General features: G+C 66.9%; 20 protein-coding genes and 1 pseudogene. 9 read left to right on the top strand and 12 right to left on the bottom strand.

Going from position 1 to position 21153, the window contains the following annotated elements:
* Positions 1–121: 121 nt before the first annotated feature.
* Genes bshC through VGL40_04670 form a run of 4 tightly spaced genes read right to left on the bottom strand, consistent with a single transcriptional unit; the run spans position 122 to position 4032 of the window.
* Entirely contained in the window at positions 122–1804 is a 1683-nt protein-coding gene (gene bshC / locus VGL40_04685; GenBank protein ID HEY3314562.1) for a bacillithiol biosynthesis cysteine-adding enzyme BshC, read from the bottom strand.
* Between the two features lie 10 nt (positions 1805–1814).
* Complete coding sequence (gene selD / locus VGL40_04680; GenBank protein HEY3314561.1) at positions 1815–2909, bottom strand: selenide, water dikinase SelD; 1095 nt, start codon at positions 2907–2909, stop codon at positions 1815–1817.
* Positions 2910–2941: 32 nt separating this feature from the next.
* The gene (locus tag VGL40_04675) at positions 2942–3373 is read right to left on the bottom strand and encodes a DUF2889 domain-containing protein (protein ID HEY3314560.1); all 432 of its coding nucleotides are present in this window, start codon (positions 3371–3373) and stop codon (positions 2942–2944) included.
* The gene (locus tag VGL40_04670) at positions 3373–4032 is read right to left on the bottom strand and encodes a class I SAM-dependent methyltransferase (protein ID HEY3314559.1); all 660 of its coding nucleotides are present in this window, start codon (positions 4030–4032) and stop codon (positions 3373–3375) included. The genes VGL40_04675 and VGL40_04670 overlap by 1 nt, the downstream gene beginning before the upstream one ends.
* A gap of 425 nt (positions 4033–4457) precedes the next feature.
* Between VGL40_04670 and VGL40_04665 the strand changes: the two genes are divergently transcribed.
* The 7 genes and pseudogenes from VGL40_04665 to VGL40_04635 all read left to right on the top strand — a co-directional run bounded on the left by VGL40_04665 (position 4458) and on the right by VGL40_04635 (position 13111).
* Positions 4458–5006, top strand: a complete 549-nt coding sequence (locus VGL40_04665) for an XRE family transcriptional regulator (GenBank protein ID HEY3314558.1) — start codon at positions 4458–4460, stop codon at positions 5004–5006.
* Positions 5007–5104: 98 nt separating this feature from the next.
* A pseudogene (locus VGL40_04660) lies at positions 5105–5575 on the top strand (NAD(P)H-dependent oxidoreductase subunit E).
* 111 nt (positions 5576–5686) lie between these two features.
* The gene (gene nuoF, locus VGL40_04655; protein ID HEY3314557.1) at positions 5687–7594 is read left to right on the top strand and encodes an NADH-quinone oxidoreductase subunit NuoF; all 1908 of its coding nucleotides are present in this window, start codon (positions 5687–5689) and stop codon (positions 7592–7594) included.
* Positions 7595–7659: 65 nt separating this feature from the next.
* The gene (locus VGL40_04650) at positions 7660–9729 is read left to right on the top strand and encodes a [FeFe] hydrogenase, group A (GenBank protein HEY3314556.1); all 2070 of its coding nucleotides are present in this window, start codon (positions 7660–7662) and stop codon (positions 9727–9729) included.
* A 95-nt stretch (positions 9730–9824) separates the two neighbouring features.
* Positions 9825–10100, top strand: a complete 276-nt coding sequence (locus VGL40_04645; protein ID HEY3314555.1) for a (2Fe-2S) ferredoxin domain-containing protein — start codon at positions 9825–9827, stop codon at positions 10098–10100.
* Between the two features lie 3 nt (positions 10101–10103).
* The gene (locus VGL40_04640; GenBank protein ID HEY3314554.1) at positions 10104–11927 is read left to right on the top strand and encodes a [Fe-Fe] hydrogenase large subunit C-terminal domain-containing protein; all 1824 of its coding nucleotides are present in this window, start codon (positions 10104–10106) and stop codon (positions 11925–11927) included.
* Positions 11928–11959: 32 nt separating this feature from the next.
* Positions 11960–13111, top strand: a complete 1152-nt coding sequence (locus VGL40_04635; protein HEY3314553.1) for a SpoIIE family protein phosphatase — start codon at positions 11960–11962, stop codon at positions 13109–13111.
* 93 nt (positions 13112–13204) lie between these two features.
* Here the strand turns inward: VGL40_04635 and VGL40_04630 are convergent, their stop codons facing one another.
* From VGL40_04630 to VGL40_04595, 8 genes are all read right to left on the bottom strand, one after another.
* Entirely contained in the window at positions 13205–13675 is a 471-nt protein-coding gene (locus VGL40_04630) for a DinB family protein (GenBank protein HEY3314552.1), read from the bottom strand.
* Positions 13676–14059, bottom strand: coding sequence for a YerC/YecD family TrpR-related protein (locus VGL40_04625; GenBank protein HEY3314551.1), 384 nt, complete (start codon positions 14057–14059; stop codon positions 13676–13678). It lies immediately after the preceding gene.
* A gap of 59 nt (positions 14060–14118) precedes the next feature.
* On the bottom strand, positions 14119–14649 hold the full coding sequence (locus tag VGL40_04620) for an ECF transporter S component (GenBank protein HEY3314550.1): 531 nt from the start codon (positions 14647–14649) through the stop codon (positions 14119–14121).
* Between the two features lie 167 nt (positions 14650–14816).
* Complete coding sequence (locus VGL40_04615; GenBank protein ID HEY3314549.1) at positions 14817–16286, bottom strand: HAMP domain-containing sensor histidine kinase; 1470 nt, start codon at positions 16284–16286, stop codon at positions 14817–14819.
* 2 nt (positions 16287–16288) lie between these two features.
* On the bottom strand, positions 16289–17002 hold the full coding sequence (locus VGL40_04610; protein ID HEY3314548.1) for a response regulator transcription factor: 714 nt from the start codon (positions 17000–17002) through the stop codon (positions 16289–16291).
* Between the two features lie 152 nt (positions 17003–17154).
* Positions 17155–17994, bottom strand: coding sequence for an MBL fold metallo-hydrolase (locus tag VGL40_04605; GenBank protein ID HEY3314547.1), 840 nt, complete (start codon positions 17992–17994; stop codon positions 17155–17157).
* 144 nt (positions 17995–18138) lie between these two features.
* Positions 18139–18504, bottom strand: a complete 366-nt coding sequence (locus tag VGL40_04600) for a spore coat protein (protein ID HEY3314546.1) — start codon at positions 18502–18504, stop codon at positions 18139–18141.
* Positions 18505–18534: 30 nt separating this feature from the next.
* Positions 18535–18888: a hypothetical protein gene (locus VGL40_04595; GenBank protein ID HEY3314545.1), complete on the bottom strand. Its 354-nt coding sequence runs from the start codon at positions 18886–18888 to the stop codon at positions 18535–18537.
* Positions 18889–19080: 192 nt separating this feature from the next.
* Here VGL40_04595 and VGL40_04590 point away from each other — a divergent pair, with 192 nt between their 5' ends.
* On the top strand, positions 19081–20235 hold the full coding sequence (locus VGL40_04590) for an exonuclease SbcCD subunit D (GenBank protein ID HEY3314544.1): 1155 nt from the start codon (positions 19081–19083) through the stop codon (positions 20233–20235).
* Positions 20232–21153, top strand: a 922-nt coding sequence (locus tag VGL40_04585) for an AAA family ATPase (GenBank protein HEY3314543.1), incomplete at its 3' end; no start/stop codon positions are given. The genes VGL40_04590 and VGL40_04585, both read left to right, overlap by 4 nt.

Raw genomic sequence — 21153 nt, 5'->3', positions numbered from 1 at the left:
GATCGCTTCACGTCCTTTGGAGGGTTTCGTTAGAGCGATGCCGCCTGAGAGATTCGGTCATCGTGAGCCGTCTTCCTCCATCGGCCGCCTCCTGGCCCGGGCCCCAACTGCCCGCGGGCCCTCACTCGATGTAGACCAGCCGGAGGCCGTTTCCCGCCAGCAATGGCAGCGCCATGAGTTGACCGATGAGGCCCTCCCCGTACTTGAAAAGGTACGGGTAGACGTTGAAGACCCGCTCCTGACGGTGGCCCCCCGGAAAGAGGCTGAGGGCGGCCTTGGCGAACTGGCGGGCGGCGTCCTCGGCCGCCCGGTTGCGGGCTTCCACGGCCCTGCGCTCGAACCAACCCAGTTCGTCCAGGACCCGCTGAAGGTTCTTCTTCCCCAGGCCGGGCAAGGACCGGTCGACCGCCGCCAGCGTTTCCCAGCAGCGCCGGTAGCGATCGGCGATCTCCCCTCTCAGGTGGCCCACCGCGGCTTCGACGCCGACCCGGTCGAGCGACCGCAGGAAGTCTTCCAGCCTGACCCGCGGGTCACCGGCCAGGTCAAGGGGGGACAGGTCGTACTTCTCGAGGATCTTGGCCACCCCGCGCTCGACCAGGGTCACGCTGACCCTCGGGAAGATGACCGGCATCTCCAGGCCGAAGAGCGGGTAGACCCCCTTCACCTGGGCCAGGTAGGCGATCTCCCCGGGGCCGTCCACGGAGGACAGGACCGGCAGGAGGTGGTCCTGAGCGACCGGACGGGTGATCACGTCGGTGCTGAAGAGCCCGGGGTCGTCGCCGGCAGTAGCCTTGAGCTCGGCGACGGAATAACGTCGAATGGGGTCGCGGCCCCTTCGGGCAACGAAGGTGGATCCGCCGGCGGCCGCGGCGCCACGCGGGCCGTCGTCGCCCGGGCCCTCCCTAAAGAGCGGCAGGCGCTCACCGTCCACGTCGATGAAAAGGTGGGCGTGGGTCGCTTCCTTCTCGACCTGCCGGGGGTAGCCGTCGCGGTCGAGGGCCCGCCCGGCGGCCTCGACCGCCTCGTTGATCTCCCCGGTCAGGCCGAGGACCGTCCGGAAGAAGCCGGACTGCATGGCCCTGAGGCCCCCAAGGCGCGGGTCGACGAGGACCAGACCGTGGTGGCCGAAGAGCCGCAACATCAGGCGGCCGAAGAAGTCGGCCAGGCTCCCGCCGGCGGCCATGGATTCCCTGACGCCCCCCAGGATGGGTCCTTTGAACTCGCTCGGGGGAGCGGTTTGGTCGAGCAAATCGATGAACCGGTGGACCTCGGGACCGACCGGCAGGGCGCCGATGGGCCGTCGTTCGCCGGCCCCGGCCGGCGGCTCGAGGTGAAGCCGCCTGACCTCGTCGGCCGGGATGTCCAAGTGATCGATCTCGGCGAAGTCGTGGTCCTCGGAGGCCACCCAGAAGACGGGCACGACCGGGCAGCCCAGCTCGGTCTGGAGCCGGCCGGCCAGTTGGATAACGGTGATGGCCTTGTAGACGGTGTAGAGCGGGCCGGTGAGGATCCCGGCCTGCTGCCCCCCGACCACAACGACCGAGTCCGGGCGCAGGAGGTGCCCGATCTGCTCAAGGGTCTCGCCCGGAGCTCCCAGGCGGCGGTTGTAGTCGGTCAGGGTCTCCACCAGGCGGCGGCGATCCCGATCATAGGTGGCGGTGACGAACTCGAGCCGCTCGGCCATGGATTCGGCCGAGCGGGGGTCGTAGCGATAGAAAGAAGCCACCCGCTCGAAGTCGTGCAGGTAGCGTTGGATGAGCGGGTCATCCGGCGCCGCCGGTTCGTGGGCCAGCCTCAGGCTCATTTTGCCTCCTTCAGGCCGGTGTTCCCGGCAGGACGCGGACCCGTCCCGGGCCGGGGACGACCTCCCCGATCCTGGCCGCACCCTTGACGCCCTTGGCGGCAAAGGCCGCCTCCAGGGCCGCCGCCCGCTCGGGGGGAACGGAGATGAGCAGGCCTCCGGAGGTCACCGCGTCACAGACGACCAGCCTGACCTCGCCGTCGAGGCCCGGGTCGAAGTCGACCAGGGGTCCGCCGGCCGGTCCGTTGGCCGGGTCGGTCAAGTACTTGAGGTTGTTCTTGGTCCCGCCGGGGACGGCCTCCCGGCGGACGAATTCCCAGGTCTCGGTGAGCACCGGGAGGCGGGGGAAGGACAGCATCAGGTCGGCCCGGCTGGCCCGGGCCATCTCCGAGGCGTGGCCGGCGAGACCGAAGCCGGTCACATCGGTGCAGGCGTCCACTCCCACTTCCAGCATGGCCTCGGCGGCCCCCCGGTTGAGCTCGGCCATGATCGCCGTGGCCCGGCGGATGACGTCCTCGCCGGCCAGATCGCGCTTGATCGCCGTGGTGATGATCCCGATGCCGATGGGTTTGGTCAGGTAGAGAAGGTTCCCCGGCCGGGCCCCGGCGTTGGCGACCACCCGCTCCGGGTGGACCAGGCCGGTCACCGCCAGGCCGTACTTGGGCTCAGGATCGTCGATGGAGTGCCCGCCGGCCAGGACCACGCCGGCTTCGCCGAGGATGTCGGCCCCGCCCCTCAGGATCTCGGCCAGGATGTCGGAGCCCAGGCGACTGGTGGGAAAGCCGACGATGTTGAGGGCCATGAAGGGTCGGGCCCCCATGGCGTAGACGTCGCTGAGGGCGTTGGCCGCGGCGATCCGCCCGAAGTCGTACGGGTCGTCGACGACCGGGGTGAAGAAGTCGACCGTCTGCACCAGGGCAGAATCGGGGCCGAGGCGGTAGACGGCCGCGTCGTCCAGGGTGTCATGACCGACGAGAAGATTGGGGTCCTTGACCCCCGGGGGTAGTTGGCGCAAGACTTGCGCCAGGTCCGCAGGACCGATCTTGCAGCCTCAGCCGGCCTTCGAGGTGAGCTTGGTCAGCCTGACCCGCTCCCGCTTATCCTCCACCGGTCATCCCTCCTTCGTCGGCCGCGCCGGCCTTAGTCCTGCGAATAAGCGTAGCATGTGTCCTTCCATTTCCGCCGGTAGATCTCGACCTTCTCGTCCGGTGACAGGCCCATCCCAGTCTCGACGAACTCGGACTGGATGGCCGAACGGACGGCTTCCAGGGCCAGTTCCAAGAGATGTGAGCAGCCCTGCGGGCCGCCCAGGGCCTCCTTGGCGGCCCGCCCGATGCCCATGTCGGCCGGGTGGCCGACCAGCCCGGAAATCTTGGCGGCCACGTCGGCGCAGACGGGATAGGGAGCTCGCTGGACCTCGGCCCGGGCTCCGATGATCACCCGGTCGGGCAGTCGGACCTCGAGGGTCACGTTGAGCTCATGGACCAAGTCGATGAAGGCGGCCTCCAGGACGAGGCGGTCATCGCCGACCTTCTCCGCGCTCGAATGGATGAAACGGTTGTATAGTCGCATCAATGGCCCTCCGGGGCCCGCCCGAAGACCCACCTGGCCCCGCTTTCGACGGTCATCAGGTCGAGGATCTCGAGCCCCTCTAGGAGCCCCCTGATCTCGTCGTCACTGAAGGGCCGCCAGATGAGGCCGGCCCGGGACCCCTCGGTGAAGTGCCATGAGCCGTCCGGCAGGGTCTCGTGCTTGTCCGGTTCGGCCTCCGGGACATCGAAGGAGAGGAAGAAGACCCCGCCCGGACGAAGGACCCGCCGCATCTCGGCGACGGCCTCGCGGGCGTTCTCCACTCCCAGGTGGTCGAGGAGGTTTGAGCCGACGTACCCGTCAAAGCGATGGTCGGGGAACGGGAGGGCGGTGGCCGAAGCGACGGCAAAGTCGGCCTGGAGCCCGTCGGCGGCCGCCCAGCGCCGGCCCATCTCGATCGCCCGCTTGACGATGTCGACCCCGGTCGGCCTCAGGCCTTGCCTGGCCAGGTGGATCACCCAACGGCCCAGACCGCAACCGACATCGACGACGTCCGCCGCCCCGTTGGCGAGGAAAAAGTCGGTCACGTCGATGACTTTCTGGGAGACGGGCAAGGTCCGGTAGGCGTCACTGGCCCCCTTGAACAGCGCGTTCCAATATCCAGGCTGAGCGGCCAGGCGCGGATCGATGGTTTCGGACACGGTGATTATCTCTCCTCCCTGCGAACGAGGCCCATCCCTAATCTGTCACCCGTTGGCGTTCGGAAATCGGCTTTCGACGGTACTGCGCTGCATTCCTCCTTGAACCGCCGACCCCGTGGACGGAAAAGACCGCCCCGTGGATCCCGACCTTGCAGATGAAGACGCCGCCGTCGCTGCCCGCCTTGGCCAGGAAGTTCCCGTTGTCAGAAAATCGAATGTTGACTGCCTACGGCCTTGCTTCTGACGCATACGGCCAGTCACACTAGGTATTCACTTTACAACTTTACAGTAGCGATGTATAATACTTAGTGAAAGGCTTCACAAGTTTCTTCGGGCAATTCTTGCCTTTGTCTCTCTTTCCCCTCCCGTTCGGCGGCACTCTCTCCCAGGAAGCCACGACTTGGTCCGGAAAGGAGGCCTTGGGCATGGACCTAGGCTCCCGATTGAAGAAGATGCGCCTCAATCAGCTCCTAAGCGTTCGCGACCTGGCCGCGAAAGTCGGGGTCTCCCCGAGCTTCATCTATCAACTCGAACAAGGCCGGGTCTCGCCCTCCTTCTCGACCCTCAAGGCCATGGCGATGGCCCTGGGGACGCGCGTCTCCGTCCTGACCGACGACAACCTGCCCGAGGATTGGCTGGTGGTCCGGAGGGACCGTCGAAAGAGATTGGTCACGTCATCTGAGGGGGTCAACGTCGAACTCCTGACCTTCCTCGGGTCCCGCGACAAGCGGATGCAACCGGTCATCCTGACCCTGGGACCGGGGGCGGTCTATGACGAAAACCTCAACGTCCACGACCATGAGGACTTCTTACTGGTGCTCGATGGTCGGGTCGAGGTCACCCTCGGCGACCGCGCCCTGGAACTGGCCGTGGGCGACGCGGGATACTTCCTTTTCCAACGGCCGACGTCCCTGCGGAACCCGGGGGAGACCGAGGCTCGGGTGCTCTGGACCATCTCTCCGCCGACCTTCTGACCTCCCGCCGTGAGGCCCCGGCCCAGGGCCGCCTCCGCAACCGTCGCAGCCATCCCAGCTCAGCCGCAGAAAAGATCTCAACACAGGGGGTCACCTTCGTGCTACCTTCGTCGCAACTGAACGCACCCCGTCAGTTCAGCAAACTCAACGAGATCCTCGACCGGCATCAACGGAAAGTGAACAACCTGGTGCCCATCCTTCAGGACGTCCAAGCCGAGTACCGTTACCTGCCCGAAGAAGTGATGACTTACGTCGCCACCGCCCTCGGGCTACCGCCGGCGATGGTCTTCGGCGTGGCCACGTTCTACGCTCAGTTCTCCCTGAGTCCCAAGGGCAAGTGCGTGATCAAGGTCTGCAACGGGACGGCTTGCCACGTCCGGGGGGCCGAGAAGGTCAACTTTGCCGTCCATGAGGCCGCCGGCCTCAAGGAAGATGAGTTGACGACGCCCGACCTGGCCTTCACCGTGGAGACAGTGGCCTGCCTCGGGGCCTGCGGCCTGTCCCCGGTGATCATGGTGGACGACCAGGTCGTCCACGGCCAGATGACCCCGGAAGAGGGTCGTCGAATCGTCGAGACGATCAAGAGGGAACGGGAAGAGCTGGCCGCCGCCGGGCCCAAGGCCCCGAAGCTCTCGGTGGTCGCCCGGACCAAGAAAGAGGCTGCGGCGACCGTCCGCCCAATCCGTGACGCGGAAGACCTCGAAGCTCGCCGGGCCGCCGCCCGGGCGGCCGTGGACGCTCAAAAGGTCCGGTTCCTGGTCTGCATGGAGACGGCCTGCATGGCCATGGGCGCCGACAGGGTCTTTGAAGCCCTCAATGAAGCCATTGCCGGCCGCGAAGCCCTGGCCGAAGTGGTCGTCCTGGACGACCGCGATGGCGACCATCCCGGAAAGCCGGTCAAGGACGGCAAGGCCGGCCTGATCAAGGCTGGCTGCCATGGGTACTGTCAGGCCGGCCCGCTGGTCAAGATCGAGCCGGGCGGGACCTTCTACACCCACGTCAAGCCGGAAGACGCTAGGGACATCGTCAAGGCCGCCCTGGACGGCGGAGCCCCGATCGAACGGTTACTCTGGAAGGACCCGGCGACCGGCAAGGTCTGCCCGACTGAGAAAGAGATGCCGTTCTACGCGGGTCAGCGCAAGGTCGCCCTGGAGAACTGCGGCCTGATCGACTCGGAAGAGCTGGCTGAGTATATCGCCTTCGAAGGTTATCGGGCCATCGCCAAGGTCCTCAACGACATGACCCCGGAGCAGGTCGTCGCGGAGATCACCGCGTCCGGGCTGCGGGGCCGTGGGGGCGGCGGTTTCCCGACCGGCAAGAAGTGGCTCTTTACCCAGCAGGCCAAGGGCGAGAAGAAGTACGTCGTCTGCAACGGCGACGAGGGCGACCCCGGCGCTTTCATGGACCGCAGCGTCATGGAGGGCGACCCGCATCGGGTCATCGAGGGGATGATGATCGCCGGTTATGCCGTCGGCGCCGACGAGGGCTACATCTATTGCCGGGCCGAATATCCGCTGGCCGTCAAGCGCCTCCGCCGGGCCATCGACCAGGCCCGCCAGGCCGGCCTCCTTGGCCGGAACATCCTCGGCCATAAGTTCTCCTTCGACATCAACCTGAAGGAAGGCGCCGGGGCTTTCGTCTGCGGCGAGGAAACCGCCCTCCTGGCCTCGATCGAAGGGCGCCGAGGGATGCCTCGGCCCCGGCCGCCGTTCCCGGCCATCGCCGGTCTGTTCGGCAAGCCGACCCTCCTCAACAACGTCGAGACCTACGCCAACGTGCCCAGCATCCTGAGGCGCGGCGGGGCCTGGTTCGCTTCGGTGGGCACGGCCAAGAGCCCCGGGACGAAGACCTTCGCCGTCGCCGGCCAGGTCGCCCGGACCGGGCTGATCGAGGTCCCGATGGGGATCAGGCTGCGCGATGTCCTCTTCGGCATCGCCGGCGGGATGCGCAACCCGGGCAGGAAGTTCAAGGCCGTCCAGATCGGCGGGCCGTCCGGCGGCTGCCTCACCGAACAGCACCTCGACCTGCCCTTGGACTATGAGTCGCTGAGTTCGGCCGGGGCCATGGTCGGTTCCGGCGGTCTCGTCGTCATGGACGAGGACACCTGCATGGTCGAGACGGCCCGCTATTTCATGACCTTCGTTCAGAACGAGTCCTGCGGCAAGTGCGTCCCATGCCGCGAAGGGACCAAGCGAATGCAGGCCATCCTGACCAGGATCACCGACGGTCGCGGCACCCCCGAGGACCTCGACCTCCTGCAGGAACTGGCCGTCGGGGTCAAGGAGGGAGCCCTCTGCGGCCTCGGCAAGACCGCGCCCAACGCTGTCCTGACGACGATGCGCTACTTCCGCGGGGAGTATGAAGCCCACGTCCTTGAGCGCCGCTGCCCGGCCGGGGTTTGCAAGGGCCTCAAGCGTTACCAGGTCATCGCCGAGAAGTGCAAGGGCTGCGCGGTGTGCGCCCGGAACTGCCCGGCCGGGGCGATCACCGGCGAACTCAAGAAGCCCTACACGATCGACTCAGAGCTCTGCACGAAGTGCGGGACCTGCCAGGAGAAGTGCAAGTTCGGCGCCATCGAAGTAGTCTAGAGGCCTCTTCGGCCTGAACACTCCAAACCAACATCTCAACCGTCATCCCAAGGAGGCTTCGAACCATGGCTTCTCCTTCCGAAGCGGCCGGCCGGGTGGTCATCGACGGCCAGTCGGTCGCCATCGGCACGGAACGCAATCTCCTCGAGCTGGCTCGCACGGCCGGAATCGAGATCCCTTCCTTCTGCTATCACTCGGAACTCAGCGTCCACGGCGCTTGCCGGCTGTGCCTCGTTGAAATCGAGGGGATGGGGCTGGTCGCCTCGTGCTCGACCGCCCCGCGCGACGGCATGGTCGTCTACACCAACACCGAGCGGACCCACCGCCTCCGCCGGCTCTACCTCGAGCTGATGCTGGCGGCCCACCACCGCGATTGCACCGCCTGCGACAAGAACGGCGACTGCAAGCTCCAGGCCCTGGCCTTCAAGCTCGGTGTGCGGACGCCGCGCTTCGGCGGGGCCAACGGGATCGGCGCCGACGAGGTCGAGCCGATCGATCTCTCCAGCCCGTCCGTGGTCCGCAACCCCAACCGTTGCGTCCTGTGCGGGGACTGTGTCCGGGTCTGCCGCGAAGTCCAGGGGATCGGGGCCATCGACTTCGCCTACCGGGGTCCGAGGACTACCGTCGCGCCGGCCTTCGGCAAGGATCTCGACGAGGTGGACTGCGTCAACTGCGGCCAATGCGTCCAGGTCTGCCCGACCGGCGCCCTGACCGTCCGGTCCGAACTGGCGAAGGTCTGGAAGGCCATCCACGACCCGGAGAAGTTCGTCGTCGTCCAAATCGCCCCGGCCGTCCGCGTCGCTCTGGGCGAGGAATTCGGCCTTGGCTCGGGCGAGGACGTTACCGGTAAGATCGCCGCCGCCCTTCGCCGGGTCGGCTTCGCCAAAGTTTTTGACACCGTCTTCACCGCCGACCTGACCGCCGTCGAGGAGACGATGGAGTTCGTCGGCCGGCTCCAGGCGGCCGCTGCCGGTAAGGAGACCCGGCTCCCCCTCTTCACCTCCTGCTGCCCGGGCTGGGTCAAGTACGCCGAGCAATATCACCCCGACCTCCTGGGTAACCTGTCGACCTGCCGGTCGCCGCAGCAGATGTTCGGCTCCCTGCTCAAGAAGTTCTACGCGAAGAAGCTCGGCGTCGCCTCCGCCAAGATCTACTCGGTGTCGATCATGCCCTGCACGGCCAAGAAGTTCGAGGCCAAGCGGCCCGAGTTCACCACCGACGGTTCGCCCGACGTGGATGCCGTCCTGACCACGGTCGAAGCGGCCCGGCTGATCAAGGAAGCCGGCGTCCTCTTCGAGAACCTCGCCTCCGAAGCCATGGACAACCCCTTCGGGCTGGTCAGCGGGGCCGGGGTCATCTTCGGGGCCACCGGCGGGGTGGCCGAAGCGGTCCTCCGCACGGCCTGGTCGGTGGTTTTCGGCGACGGGGCGAAGGCGCCGCCGCGGGTCGATTTCCATGAGGTTCGCGGGCTCAAGGAATGGCGCGAGGCCGAGGTCGCCCTGGGCGACCTGAATCTCCGCCTGTGCGTGGTCAACGGCCTGGGCGCGGCGGCCAAGGTCATCGCCGCGGTCAAGAGCGGCGAAGCCAAGTACGACGTGATCGAGGTGATGGCCTGCCCGACCGGATGCATCGGCGGCGGCGGCCAGCCCCCGGCCGGCCGTTCGCACCGGGCCGAACGCGGGGACGGGCTCTATGCCATCGACCGTAAGCTGCCGTTGCGCAACCCCCGCGAGAACCCGTTCATCCAAGAGCTCTACCGCGAGTGGTTGGAGCAGCCCAACAGCCACGTCTGCCACGGGGCTCTCCACACCGCCTATGCCCCGCGGCGGCGGATCCTCGGCGAGGCCATCGGCCTCTATGCCGAGCCCGCCGCCGAGGCCCTGGAGGTCTCGGTCTGCGTGGGTACCGGCTGCTACCTCAGAGGGTCCTATGACGTCCTCCAGGCTTTCACCCGCTTGATCGAGCAGAAGGACCTCGGCGGCCGGGTCCGTCTGAAGGCCACCTTCTGCCTCGAGCACTGCGACCAAGGGGTTTCGGTCAAGGTCGATGGGAAGGTCATTACTGGGGTCACCCCGGCGACGGCCGAGAAGGTCTTCGAAGAGAAGATCGCCCCCGTGGCCCTGGCCCGTTCCTGATCGGGCCGGATAGCCAAACGGCGCCCGAATGAAGCCGGCCCCCTGCCGCGACGAACGGCAGGGGGACCGGTCGGCGGGGCGCGAGAGGTGATAGCGTGATCTGCATCGAGGTCTGCGTTGGCAGTTCGTGCTTCCTTAGGGGCTCGTCCAAGGTCATCGCTGAGTTCCAGAGGCTGATCGCCGAGTACCGGGTGAACGCCTCGGTGCACCTCAAGGGTTGTTTTTGTCTCGACCATTGCACCCAGGGGGTATCGGTGAAGATCGATGACACCGTCTACCGGGAGACCTATCCCGGGGACGTCCAACGTCTGTTCGAAGAGCACGTCCTGAGTCGCTTCGAAGTGACCGGGGCGGGCAGCACGGAGGGGTAGGCCATGCCGATAATCTCAACCGACCAGGCCCAGTGCCGGGACTGTTACCGGTGTGTTCGCTCGTGCCCGGTCAAGGCGATTGAGGTCCTCTCTGGGCCGACGGCCAAGGAGGCCCACGCCCAGGTCCTCATCGAGCGGTGCATCCTCGATGGACGCTGTGTCATCGTCTGCCCGCAGCGGGCCAAGCACGTTCGCAGTGACCTGGCCGGGGTGAGGGCCCTCCTCCGCGGCGGCGACCCGGTCGCGGCCAGCCTGGCCCCTTCGTTCTGGGCCGTCCTGCCGGCCGCCAGGCCCGGCCAGGTCGCGGCCGCTCTGCGCCTCCTGGGCTTCGAATACGTCCAGGAAACGGCCGTCGGGGCTGAGCTGGTGGCCGCCGAGCACCGCCGCCTCCATGAGGAGGCCCAGCGGGAGTTGGGGCGGCAGGCCACTCCGATGATCTCCAGCGCCTGCCCGGTCGTGGTCAACCTGATCGAACGGCACTACCCCGAACTCCTCTCCTACCTCGCCCCGGTGGTCTCCCCGATGATCGCTCACGCCCGCCTGCTCAAGTACCGCGAGCCGCGAACCAAGGTCGTCTTCATCGGTCCCTGCTTCGCCAAGAAGCGGGAAGCCGACGAGACCGGCGGGGAAACCGTCGATGCCGTCCTGACCTTCGAGGAACTCCTGGCCTGGTTGGCCGAGAACCACATCGATCTGGCCGGGCTGGCCGAGGGCAGCTTCGACGGCGAGGAACCCAGGTTGGGCCGCTACTTCCCGATCGACGGCGGCCTATTGAAGACGGCGGGCTTCTCCACCGACCACACGGCCTCGGAAGTCCTCGTCATGACGGGCCTCGAGACCTGTGTCGAGTTCCTCCAGAACCTCCTCAGGAAGGGGCGGCGGGTTGAGGACCCGCACCTCATCGAGATGCTGGCCTGTCCGGGCGGTTGCCTATCCGGCCCCGGGACGCCGGGGGGCGACGATCCCTTCGTCCGCCGCGAGCGGTTGATCCGGCGGATCCAGGCGGCCGCGGCCGACCAGGCCCCCGTAAACGGCCGGAACCGGCGCAACGGCCACGGTCTGCGGACGTTGCCCGCGGCCGCTCTCCACACCGGACACGTGAACCGGCGGGCGGAACTGCCCGAACCGACCGAAGCCCAGATCAAGGCCATCCTCGCCCAGACCGGCAAGCATACGCCGGAGGATGAGCTGAACTGCGGCGCCTGCGGCTACCAATCTTGCCGGGAGAAGGCGGTGGCCGTCTTCCGCGGTTGGGCTGAGGTCGAGATGTGCATCCCCTACATGCGCCGTAAGGCTGAGTCGATGTCCAACCTGATCATCTCGGCCTCGCCCAACGGCGTAGTCGCCGTCGACAGCGAGCTTCGGGTGATCGAGATGAATGCCGCTGCCGAGAAGATGTTTCGCTGCCAGCGGGAACACATGATCGGCAAGCGTCTGGCCAAGCTGTTCGACCCGGTCAACTTCGCCCGGGCGATGGCCGAACACGAGACGGTCCGGACCTCCAACGTCTACCCCCAGTACGAGCTGCACACCTTCGAGACCATCTTCTATGTCGACAAGCAGAACGTCGCCATCGGCATACTGGCCGACCTGTCCGAAGAGCTGCGCCGGTCCGACCAGGTCCAACGGATGAAAATGGAGACGGTGACCCGGGCCCAGGAAGTGATCAGCCGGCAGATGAAGGTGGCTCAAGAGATCGCCGGTCTCCTCGGCGAGACCACCGCGGAGACGAAGGTCCTCCTGACCGAGTTGATCAAGCTCATCGAGAATCAGGGGGACAGCGGACAAGGCGAGAAGCCCTCCGGCCCCTCCCAGTCCGCTGATTAGCAATGGCCATTCGGGAAGAGGTCTTGGTTAAGATGCGACTGCACTTGGATCTGGGAGTCAGTCAAAAACCCAAGCACGGCGAGGAGCTTTGCGGGGACAGCGTCTACGTCTCCAAGACCGCCGGCTCGACCATCGTCATTCTCTCGGACGGCCTCGGCAGCGGGGTCAAGGCCAACATCCTCTCGCGGTTGACGGCGACCATGGCCGGGAAGATGCTCGAGAAGGGCGGCCGCCTGGACGACGTGATCGAAGCCTTGGCCGAGACCTTGCCCGTGTGCAAGGTCCGGCACCTGGCCTACAGCACCTTCACCATCCTTCAGGTCTCCCAGGACGGCCGGGTCTACCTGGCCGAGTATGATAACCCCACGACCTACCTCGGCGGCAAGTCGGGACTCAAGACGGTCGACCGCATTCAGCGGGAGATCGGCGGTCGCGTCATCCACGAGGCCTATTTCGACGCCGATGACGGGGATTGGATGGTCCTCGCCTCCGACGGTGTCCTGCACGCCGGGGTCGGCGGGATCTGGGACCTGGGCTGGGGTTGGGACCGAGTCGGGGCGTATATCGAGAAGATGGCCAGGCACGGTGACCCGGCCCAGGACCAGGCCGACGAGCTCCTCGACCTGGTGAACAAGCTCTACGCCGGTTCCCCCGGCGATGACGCCAGCGTGGCCGTGGTCCAGGTGCGGCGGCCGCGCCGGTTGGCGGTCCTTATCGGCCCGCCCGAGCGACGCGAGCGCGACGACGAAGTCGTCCGCGTCCTCACCGAAAGCGCGGGCCGGAAGGTCGTCTGTGGCGGGACCACCGGCAACATGGTGGCCCGCGTCCTCGGCCGGAGGATCGATGTCGACCTGGCCTCCCCCTCCGACGAGGTCCCGCCGGTGGGCCTGATGGAGGGCGTCGACCTGGTCACCGAAGGCATGCTGACAATGGCCAAGTGCCTGGACAACATGCGCCGCGACGCCCCGGCCCGGCGCTTCGCCGGCCGGCGCGACGGCGCCAGCCTCCTGACCACCGAGCTCCTCCAGGCCGACGAGATCGAATTCCTGGTCGGCCGGGCGATTAACCCCGCTCATCAGAGCCCCGATATCCCCTCCAGCCTGGCCCTCAAGCAGCAGATGGTCGAGCAGGTCACGGCCGAGCTCAGGCGACGCGGACGGCTGGTCAGGACCCGCTACTTCTGAGCCCTGGCGGGACCGAACGCCGTGGAGGGACCAATAGGACAAGACAAGCAGGCGCCTTCGGGCGCCTGCTTGTTCGCATTCTGGACGGTGTGTCTAGACGGCGTACGGCAATGGAGGCGGGGCCACTCCAAGCAACCGAGCGTAGCTATAAAGCTGACCCCGGTGGTGAACGCCATGTTCGATCAACTCGAACAGCAGTTCAGCCTTGGTGCTCGCCGTCCCATTGGGGGAGACGATGCGGCTCCATTCAAGGTCCGGTAGGTTCGACAGGGATTTCCGGGCGGCCTCGCCGACGCGGTCGTAGAGGTCAATGATGGCCCCGACCGTGCGGTATTCGGCCAGGCTGTAGGGAAGCGGGGCCCAATGATCGGCGGCGATGCCGTTCGCGTAATGGGCGATGCTCCGGACGAGGTGGAGAAGCAGGTCGCCGACAGAGCGGACCCCGGGCACCGGCGCCTGGTCGATTTCCGCTCCCTCGAAGGCGGCGATGACCGGGCGGGTCTCGACGAGGAACTTGTGGAGACGTCCGCAAAACCATTGCGTGGTAAGGGCGCAGCCGTCCACTCAGGGCCTCCCCCTCTGGGCGACCCGCTTCCCGACCTTGGCCGGCCTCGGGCCGGCCTTCTTCCGCGCGGCCGACCTCGCTTGGCCGATCGCCTTGCGCTTCTGCCGCTCGAGGACAAGGCGATACCCCTGGGCCCCTTCGGACAAGGCCCGCCTAATCCGGCTGATCGTGGCCGAACTCATCCCGGTCTTGGCCTCGATGGCTTCGTAGGTAAGGCCGGCCTCGAGCATCTGGGCCGCCTCCCACCGATTGGCCAGGGTCCTCATCTCCCTACCGGTGCAAAGGTCTTCGAGAAAACGGCTGCCCTCATCGGCATCCCTCAGTGAGAGCAAGGCCCCGATGAGGCCGTCGACTTGGCGCGACTGCCGGCGCTTCTGGGCCACTGATCCGTCCCCTTTCGTCGGCTAAAGAACCGTGGGTGGGGATTCGCCGTGGGATGGGCTTATTCCTTGGCGCCGTCCACCTTTTTCGCCGTTGGTTGAACCCAGACGCGGTCGAGGGCGGCCATGATCACCAGGCCGATGACCCCGCCGCCCAGGGCCGTGAAGAGCTGCGGCACGCCGAAGGCGGCGGCCACCGCGGGTTTCAAGCTCAAGAGATAGCGAACCGCCCCGGCCAGGGCCAGGAACTTGACCACGGCGGCGACGGCCACGCCGGGGTACCGTCCCCAGGTCCGGCTGACCCGGTGGAAGGCCGCGAAAACGATGACCAAGAGGGCATTGCCGACCATGATGAACGGGACGACCGCCGCGGCCGGGGCCTTGACCAATCCGTAGGCCAGGGCGACCCATGGGGTGATGGCCCCGATGAGGATGCCGCCGACGGCCCCGACGGCATAGGCCGAGATGAACAACATCCCGTTAACCAGCGGGCCGGTAACGGCCTGGCCCAGCCGTCCCGAGAAGAGCTGGGCGGCCACGGTCAGAGCGAGGAGAATCGCCGTTCTGGTGATGAGCTTGAGGTCTAAGCGCACGTCATCCACCTTCCCTTGAGGAGACTTCTCGAGACGCCGAAAGAAAAGAAAGGGCCGCGCCTGCCGCGCGGCCTGAGCGGCGAAGGTTGGCTAGCAATTGCCCCCTTCACCACTACAAATTGTACTCGCGGCTCATGCAAAGCACGTAAACCTGCGGTAAATAAAGCTTAATCCGGCGGGCCGGGGAGATCGTCGGGAAGCGCGGCCGGCGGGGTTGGTGGGGCCAGGGTGGTGGGCTGGGCCGCCCCACGGCTGAGGGGCAGCCGGACGGTGAACTCGGCCCTGGCTGGGTCGGTGACGGCCACCGAGCCACGGTGGGCGCCGACGACGGCCGCCACGATGGCCAGTCCGAGACCGCTGCCGCCCTCCTCCTTGGCCTGAAGCCGGCCGCGGAAGAAGCGGTGGAAGAGGTTCGGCACGTCGGCCGGGTCGATCCCGGGGCCGCTGTTCCGGACCCTGAGGACGGCCTCAGTCCCCTCGGCGCCCAGGTCGACCTCGATCAGTCCATCCGTCGGGGTGTACTTGATGGCGTTCCCGATCAGATTGTCGATGGCCTGTTGCAGGTAAGACACATCATGGTCGACGCCCACCCGGCCCGACGGGAGGGTGGCCGTCAGCTCCAGGCCACGGGCCCGGGCCGCCGGGGCCAACCGGTCGACCGATTCCTCGACCGTCTCCACCAGGTCACCCGGCTCGAGCCGCATCTCGATCAGCCCCGAATCCAGCTTGGACAGCTGCAGCAGGTTCTCGGACAGTCGCCGCAGCCGCTCTATCTGTTTAGCCGAGTTGTCCAGGAATTCCTGCCTGGTCGCCGGATCCTCGGCGGCCCCCTCCAGCAGCAACTGGTTGAAGGTCGAGAGGGCCGTGAGCGGAGTCCGGAGCTCGTGGGACATGTCGGCAATGAAGTCCTTGAGCCGGTCCCGTTCGGTCGTGATCGTCTGGAAACTCTCCTGAAGGCGCCCGCTCATCTCGTTGAACCGCCGAGCCAGGGTCTGCACTTCGGCCACCCCACTCTCGGGGACTGAGCGATCGAGGTTGCCGTCGGCCATGTCCTCGGCGGCCAGGGCCAGCTCGCGCAAGGGACGACTGAAGGAGCGGCCCAGCCAGGCAGCGAGGACGGTGGAGACGAGGAGCCCAAGGGCGCTCAACTCAAGCAGGGCCATCTTGAGGTCGGAGCGGGCCGTCGTCAGGTCTTCGTTCCGGTCCACCAGGACCCAGGCGGGGAGGCGCGGGTCCCCGAAGAAGGGAACCACCGCCTGCATCTGCTGGATCTGCTGAACCTGCTCGAACAGGCTGAGGTGGGGCCTGAGGGGAGTCTTGTTGACGCCGTAGAACTGGATGCTCGACCCGAGCGGCCCGGGCAGGCCGGGCTGGATCGGGTTGGTGACCAGGGTCAGTTTGACCCCGAGGAGTCCCTCGAGCTCCGGCATCTGGCCTTTGACCGTGTAGACATCGTTATAGAAGTTCAGAAAGTCGGCCACCACCTTCACCTTGTCGGCGAACTGGCTGGCCTGGTCCTGACGCATATAGGTGACGAAGATCCGGTTGATGAGGAACCCCGAAATGGCCAGGATGACCGCGACGACGAGGATGAAGGCCGCGATCATCCGCCATTGCAGGGTGTTGAAACGGCGCACGCCTAGCTCTCCCTCCACTTGTAGCCGGCGCCGCGGACCGTCTCGACGTAGCCCTTGCCGTCGGGCCCATCGCCGAGCTTCTGCCGGAGGTTGCGGATGTGGACGTCGATCGTCTTGGCGCCGCCGAAGAAATTGACGTCCCAGATCGACTGGATCAGCTCCTCGCGGGAGAAGACCTTGCCCGGCCGCTTGGCCAAGTGACGGAGGATCTCGAACTCGGTGTGGGTCAGGTGGACGACCTCCTGACCCTTTTGCACCTTTCGCTTGTCCATATCGACCAGGAGGTCGAAGGTGCGGAAGGTCGGGGCCTCCCCGGCCCCCGGGGCCTTGACCCGCCGGAGCAGGGCCCGGCAGCGGGCGACCAGCTCGCGGACGCCGAAGGGCTTGGTCACGTAGTCGTCGCCGCCGATCTCAAGGCCGAGGACTTTGTCGGCCTCGAGGTCGCGGGCGGTCAGGAAGAGGATCGGCACAGGCGACGTCTTCCGCCATTCCCGGACGAGGTCGAAGCCGCTGCCGTCGGGCAGACCGATGTCGACGATGGCCAGGGCCGGCTCTTCGGCGGCGTAGAGCTTCCTCGCCTCGGCCAGGCTGGGGGCTTCGGCAACCCTCCAGCCTTCTTGTTTCAGGGCATAAGACAGGCCCATCGTCACGCCGTGGTCGTCCTCGACGACCAGGATCGGTTTTCCACCAGTGAGGTTCTCGGACAAGTCGCTCAATGCACTCACCTCGCTCATGCAACCAGCTCATGCAACCAATAGTAGTTGGCCGTCGAGCCTGAATTTCCTTGCGGTTCTTTATGTAAGACGTGGTAGACAAGACCAAGAAACCTTTACAAACCGCGCTCTTACCGGCCGGCCGGCCGCGGCGATCACCCTCGGTCGGCGGCGTGACGCCTCGTCAGATCGTTGTCCGCGCGAATGGGCCCGGCGCCGTCCCGTGAGTAGATCGGCGACGGATGCCGGTGCGGCGCGGTCGCCAAGAGCCCCCTGAAGGGCGAGCCGGCAAGGCATTCAGAGACAGTCTCGAGGGCCAGTTCCGGCAGGTTGCAGTCCTCACTGAGATGAGCCAACAGAATCGTCCGCGTGCGGGCTGAGGCCAGGAGGGCCAGGGCTTGGCCGGCCTGTTGGTTGGAGAGATGGCCGTGGTCGCTGAGGACCCGACGAATCAGGTAGGCCGGCCGTCCTGAACGGACCTCGAGGACCGGGTCGTGGTTGCTCTCAAAGATCAGGTGATCGGCGCCGCGGAGGGCGGTCAGGACGTCCCTTGTGACGGTGCCGAGATCGGTGGCCACGCCGACCGCTTCCTGTCCGTCCTCGACCAGGTATCCGACAGGCTCCGCGGCATCATGGGGCTTTGGAAAGGCGGTCACGGTGAGGCCGCCGACCGTGACCGATCGGCGGCTGCCGATGGTCCGCCGGTCCAGACCGTCGCGGGCCGGGAAGGCCTCCCAGAAGCCCGGTGGGGCAAAGACCGGCAGACCGTGGCGGGCCGGGAAGGGATGACGCAAGCGGAGCGCCTGGACATGGTCGGCGTGCTCGTGGGTCATGAACACTCCAGCCAGGTCGTCGGGGCACACCCCGGCCGCCAACAGACCGGCTTCCAGGCGGCGCAGGGATAACCCGCAGTCGACCAGGACCGAGGTCCCGTCGCGTCCGGAGATCAGGTAGGCGTTGCCACCGCTGCAACTGGCCAGAGAGCAAAGTTTCAAGGAATCCTCCGAAAAGGGCGGGATGAAAGCACGACGGCCGCCCCCCGGTGGCCCGGGCGGGCGGCCGTCGCTGTACTTTTCGGCGGGGATTCGCGGTCTCCTGCCCGCCCGCGGGACCAGAGGGACCCGATCAGTCTTGGCCGATCAGCGGTTACCTTCGTTGGGCCAGTTGGACGGGAAGTTGCCGGTCCGCCCGATGACCCCCATCGAACCGGTCCCCCCGTAAGCCCCGATCGTGCGGGCTTCCGCGCGGACCATGTTCAGGGTCTCGTTGTTGGCCGGCACGACCTTGTACCAACCCTTGCGCTCCATCACTTCAAACCAGTCCTCGTGCACCCTCAACTGATCGTCGGCCATCCGGGCGAAGGCCCGCCGGACCTGTGGTGTCGCGCTCTCCAGGGCCGACCGGGTATCCTCGACGGCCATGAACTTGGCCCCTTCAAGGAAGCTCGTGGCGATGCTTTTCGGGCTCAGTCTACCGGGGCCATACTGCCCAGTCACATGGGTCATGCTTCGTCCTCCCTTCGAGAGAGCGGGTGCCTAAGTGCGGACGTTGCCGAAATGGTCGAGGCCTTCCATCCGCTCGTTCCGCTCGGTGGTCTCGCCGTAATTCGGCCCGGTCCAGCTTGGGGTGGTGTAACCGGGGTTCTGGTGGTGAGCCCCGGTGACCGTCCGCCTAGTCTCGGCAGTGAACCCCTCGGTTACGTTGGACTCGTTGACCAGCCGGACCATCTCGTCGTAGTGCTGCTGGTAGATTCGCTGGGTCCGCTCGAGCATGTTTCGGACCTCCTGGTCCTCGCACTGGCCGGCCAGCACGGCGGCCTTCTCGAGGCAGGCTTCCGTGCCTTTCATCGCCTCGTTGAGCTGGAGCAGTTCGATCTCGGTCATTCTCACTTCTCGTCTCACCTCCTCACCGCATAGCTTGAGCCCCGCGGAGTGGCGGTTTACGAGGTACTTTCTGGTTGACCAGGGGCGGGACGGCGGACCTCCCACTTTCTTGAAGGAGACCACCCCGGAGGCCGCGAATACAGGCCCAAAGGCGCTTCGCGCCGGTTCCCGACGGCCGGCGCCCGGGGAGGCTCGAAATTGCCCAAGCTCTTGCACCTCAGTGACGTCCACCTGGATTCGAGGTTCGACGGGATAGGGCTCCCGCCCGACCTGGCCAAGGCCAGACGGGCCGAGGTCCGCCAGACCTTCGCCGACGCGGTGGCGATGGCCTCGCGCGGGCGAGTCTCGGCCGTCCTCATCGCCGGCGACCTCTTTGAACATCGCTGGGTGACCAAGGCGACCGTCAACTTCCTGCGCGATCTGATGGCCGATCTGGGGTCGACCCCGGTCTTCATCGCCCCCGGGAACCACGACCCGCTGGTCCCCGAGTCGTACTACCTGACCCTCGATTGGCCCCGCAACGTCCATATCTTCGGCCGCCGTGAGCCGGGTCAGCTGGAGACGGCCGGTCGCCCCGACCTCGGCCTCGTCATCCATGGCTTCGGCGCCTACCGCTATGACTCGGACGAAGACGCCCTCGGCTCGGTCGACCTGGCCGCCTTGATCGACGACCCGGCCCTGTTCCGGGTGCTCTTGATCCACGGTTCGGAGACGACCTCGGTCCCGGACGGGGTCGCCCTCTTCCAGCCCATCGACCCGGCGCGGGCGGCCCAAGCCGACTTCGACTACGTGGCCCTCGGCCATTACCACCGGCGGCGGGCGGCCTGTCTCGACCGGACCATGGTCGTCTATCCGGGTAGCCCGGAAGGCCTGAACTTCGGCGAACCCGGGGAGCACGGCGTCTACCTGATCGATTACGGCGAGCACGGCCGTCCGGCCAGGGCCGAGTTCCGCCCGCTCGGCCGGCGCGCCCACGTCACCCAGCCGGTCGACCTGACCGGAATACGCAGCGATGAGGAGGCCGCCGCCCGTCTGCTCGGGGTGGCCGAGGAGGCGGCGCGGCGGAGGGACCTTTTCCGCCTGACCCTGACCGGCCGCCTGGATCCTTCCCTGGAGCTCGACCTCAGGACCGTGAAGGCGCAGGTCAAACCGTCGTTCCACTTCGTCGAGTGGCAGGATGAGACCCGTCCGGACTGGGACCTCGAGGCCTTGGCCAAGGGCGAGTCGGCCCGGGCCGTCTTTGTCCGCGAGGTCATCGCCAAGATCGTCGCCGAGCCCGAGCGTGAGCCCTTCTGGCGGCGCGTGCTGACGGCCGGCCTGTCGGCCTTCGAAGGGAGGTCGGTGGCCGGATGAAGTTGACCAAACTCGAGGTCAAGGGCTTTGGCCGGCTCAAGGACCTGAACCTGGCCTTGGGCGACGGCCTGAACATCATCCACGGCCTGAACGAGGCCGGCAAGAGCACCCTGCAGCGGTTCATCCAGGGGATGCTGTACGGTCTCCAGAAGCCGATGGCCCAACGGGAGGCCAAGCTGCCCGAGCTCGACCGCTACCGCCCCTGGGGCGGCGGGGACTATCGCGGGGCCCTCGAGTACGAGTTGAAAGGCGGCGGGCGCTTCCGGGTCGAGCGCGATTTCGGCGCCGGACCTCTGGCCACGCGAATCTTCGACGCGGCCACCGGGAAGGACCTCACCAAGAAGTTCGGTCAGGACCGTCGCCACGAGCTGCGCTTCGCCGAGACCCACCTGGGCCTGGGCGACGGCGAGTTCACCTCCACTTGCTGCCTACCCCAACTCGGGACGGACCAGATCGAGCTGGCCGCCCAGATCGGCGAGAAGCTGGCCAACCTGGCCCAGGCCGGGCAGGAGGACCTGTCCGTCCAACGGGCCGTCAAGGTCCTCGCCGAGCAGGTGGCCAAGATCGGCACGGACCGTGCGCCGACCCAGCCGGTGGCTCTGAAGCGGGTTGAGGTCCAGCGGCTGGAGACCCTCCTGCAGGCCGCCCGCGGTCAGCGCCAGGCCCTCCTGGACGAGGAGGTCCGGCTACGGTCCAGAGAGACGCAGGTGGCTACCCTGGCCGGGGCCGCCTCCGAACTGGAAGGCCGGGTCCTGGCCTCCCGCCGGGTGCGGCTGACGACGCGCCTGGAACAGATTCGCCAGGGCGAGGCGGCCTTGGCCCAGGCGGCGGCCACGGCCGAGCGGCTGAAGCCGGACTTCGACCCGCCCGACCCGCTCGTCTTCGAATCGGCCGGGCAGTCCCGCCTGGCCGAGTTGA

Source organism: Bacillota bacterium (assembly GCA_036504675.1).
In the GTDB taxonomy this organism is placed as follows: domain Bacteria; phylum Bacillota; class Sulfobacillia; order JAJYWN01; family JAJZPE01; genus DASXUT01.
Note: the sequence above shows the minus strand (reverse complement) of the source record. Positions and strands in the feature narration are given on the sequence as shown.

Excerpts from the sequence above, each read along its gene's own strand:
- bshC (HEY3314562.1), bottom strand. The coding sequence starts at position 1,804 with ATGAGCCTGAGGCTGGCCCACGAACCGGCGGCGCCGGATGACCCGCTC.
- VGL40_04675 (HEY3314560.1), bottom strand. The coding sequence starts at position 3,373 with ATGCGACTATACAACCGTTTCATCCATTCGAGCGCGGAGAAGGTCGGC.
- VGL40_04665 (HEY3314558.1), top strand. The coding sequence starts at position 4,458 with ATGGACCTAGGCTCCCGATTGAAGAAGATGCGCCTCAATCAGCTCCTA.
- VGL40_04650 (HEY3314556.1), top strand. The coding sequence starts at position 7,660 with ATGGCTTCTCCTTCCGAAGCGGCCGGCCGGGTGGTCATCGACGGCCAG.
- VGL40_04640 (HEY3314554.1), top strand. The coding sequence starts at position 10,104 with ATGCCGATAATCTCAACCGACCAGGCCCAGTGCCGGGACTGTTACCGG.
- VGL40_04635 (HEY3314553.1), top strand. The coding sequence starts at position 11,960 with ATGCGACTGCACTTGGATCTGGGAGTCAGTCAAAAACCCAAGCACGGC.
- VGL40_04600 (HEY3314546.1), bottom strand. The coding sequence starts at position 18,504 with ATGACCCATGTGACTGGGCAGTATGGCCCCGGTAGACTGAGCCCGAAA.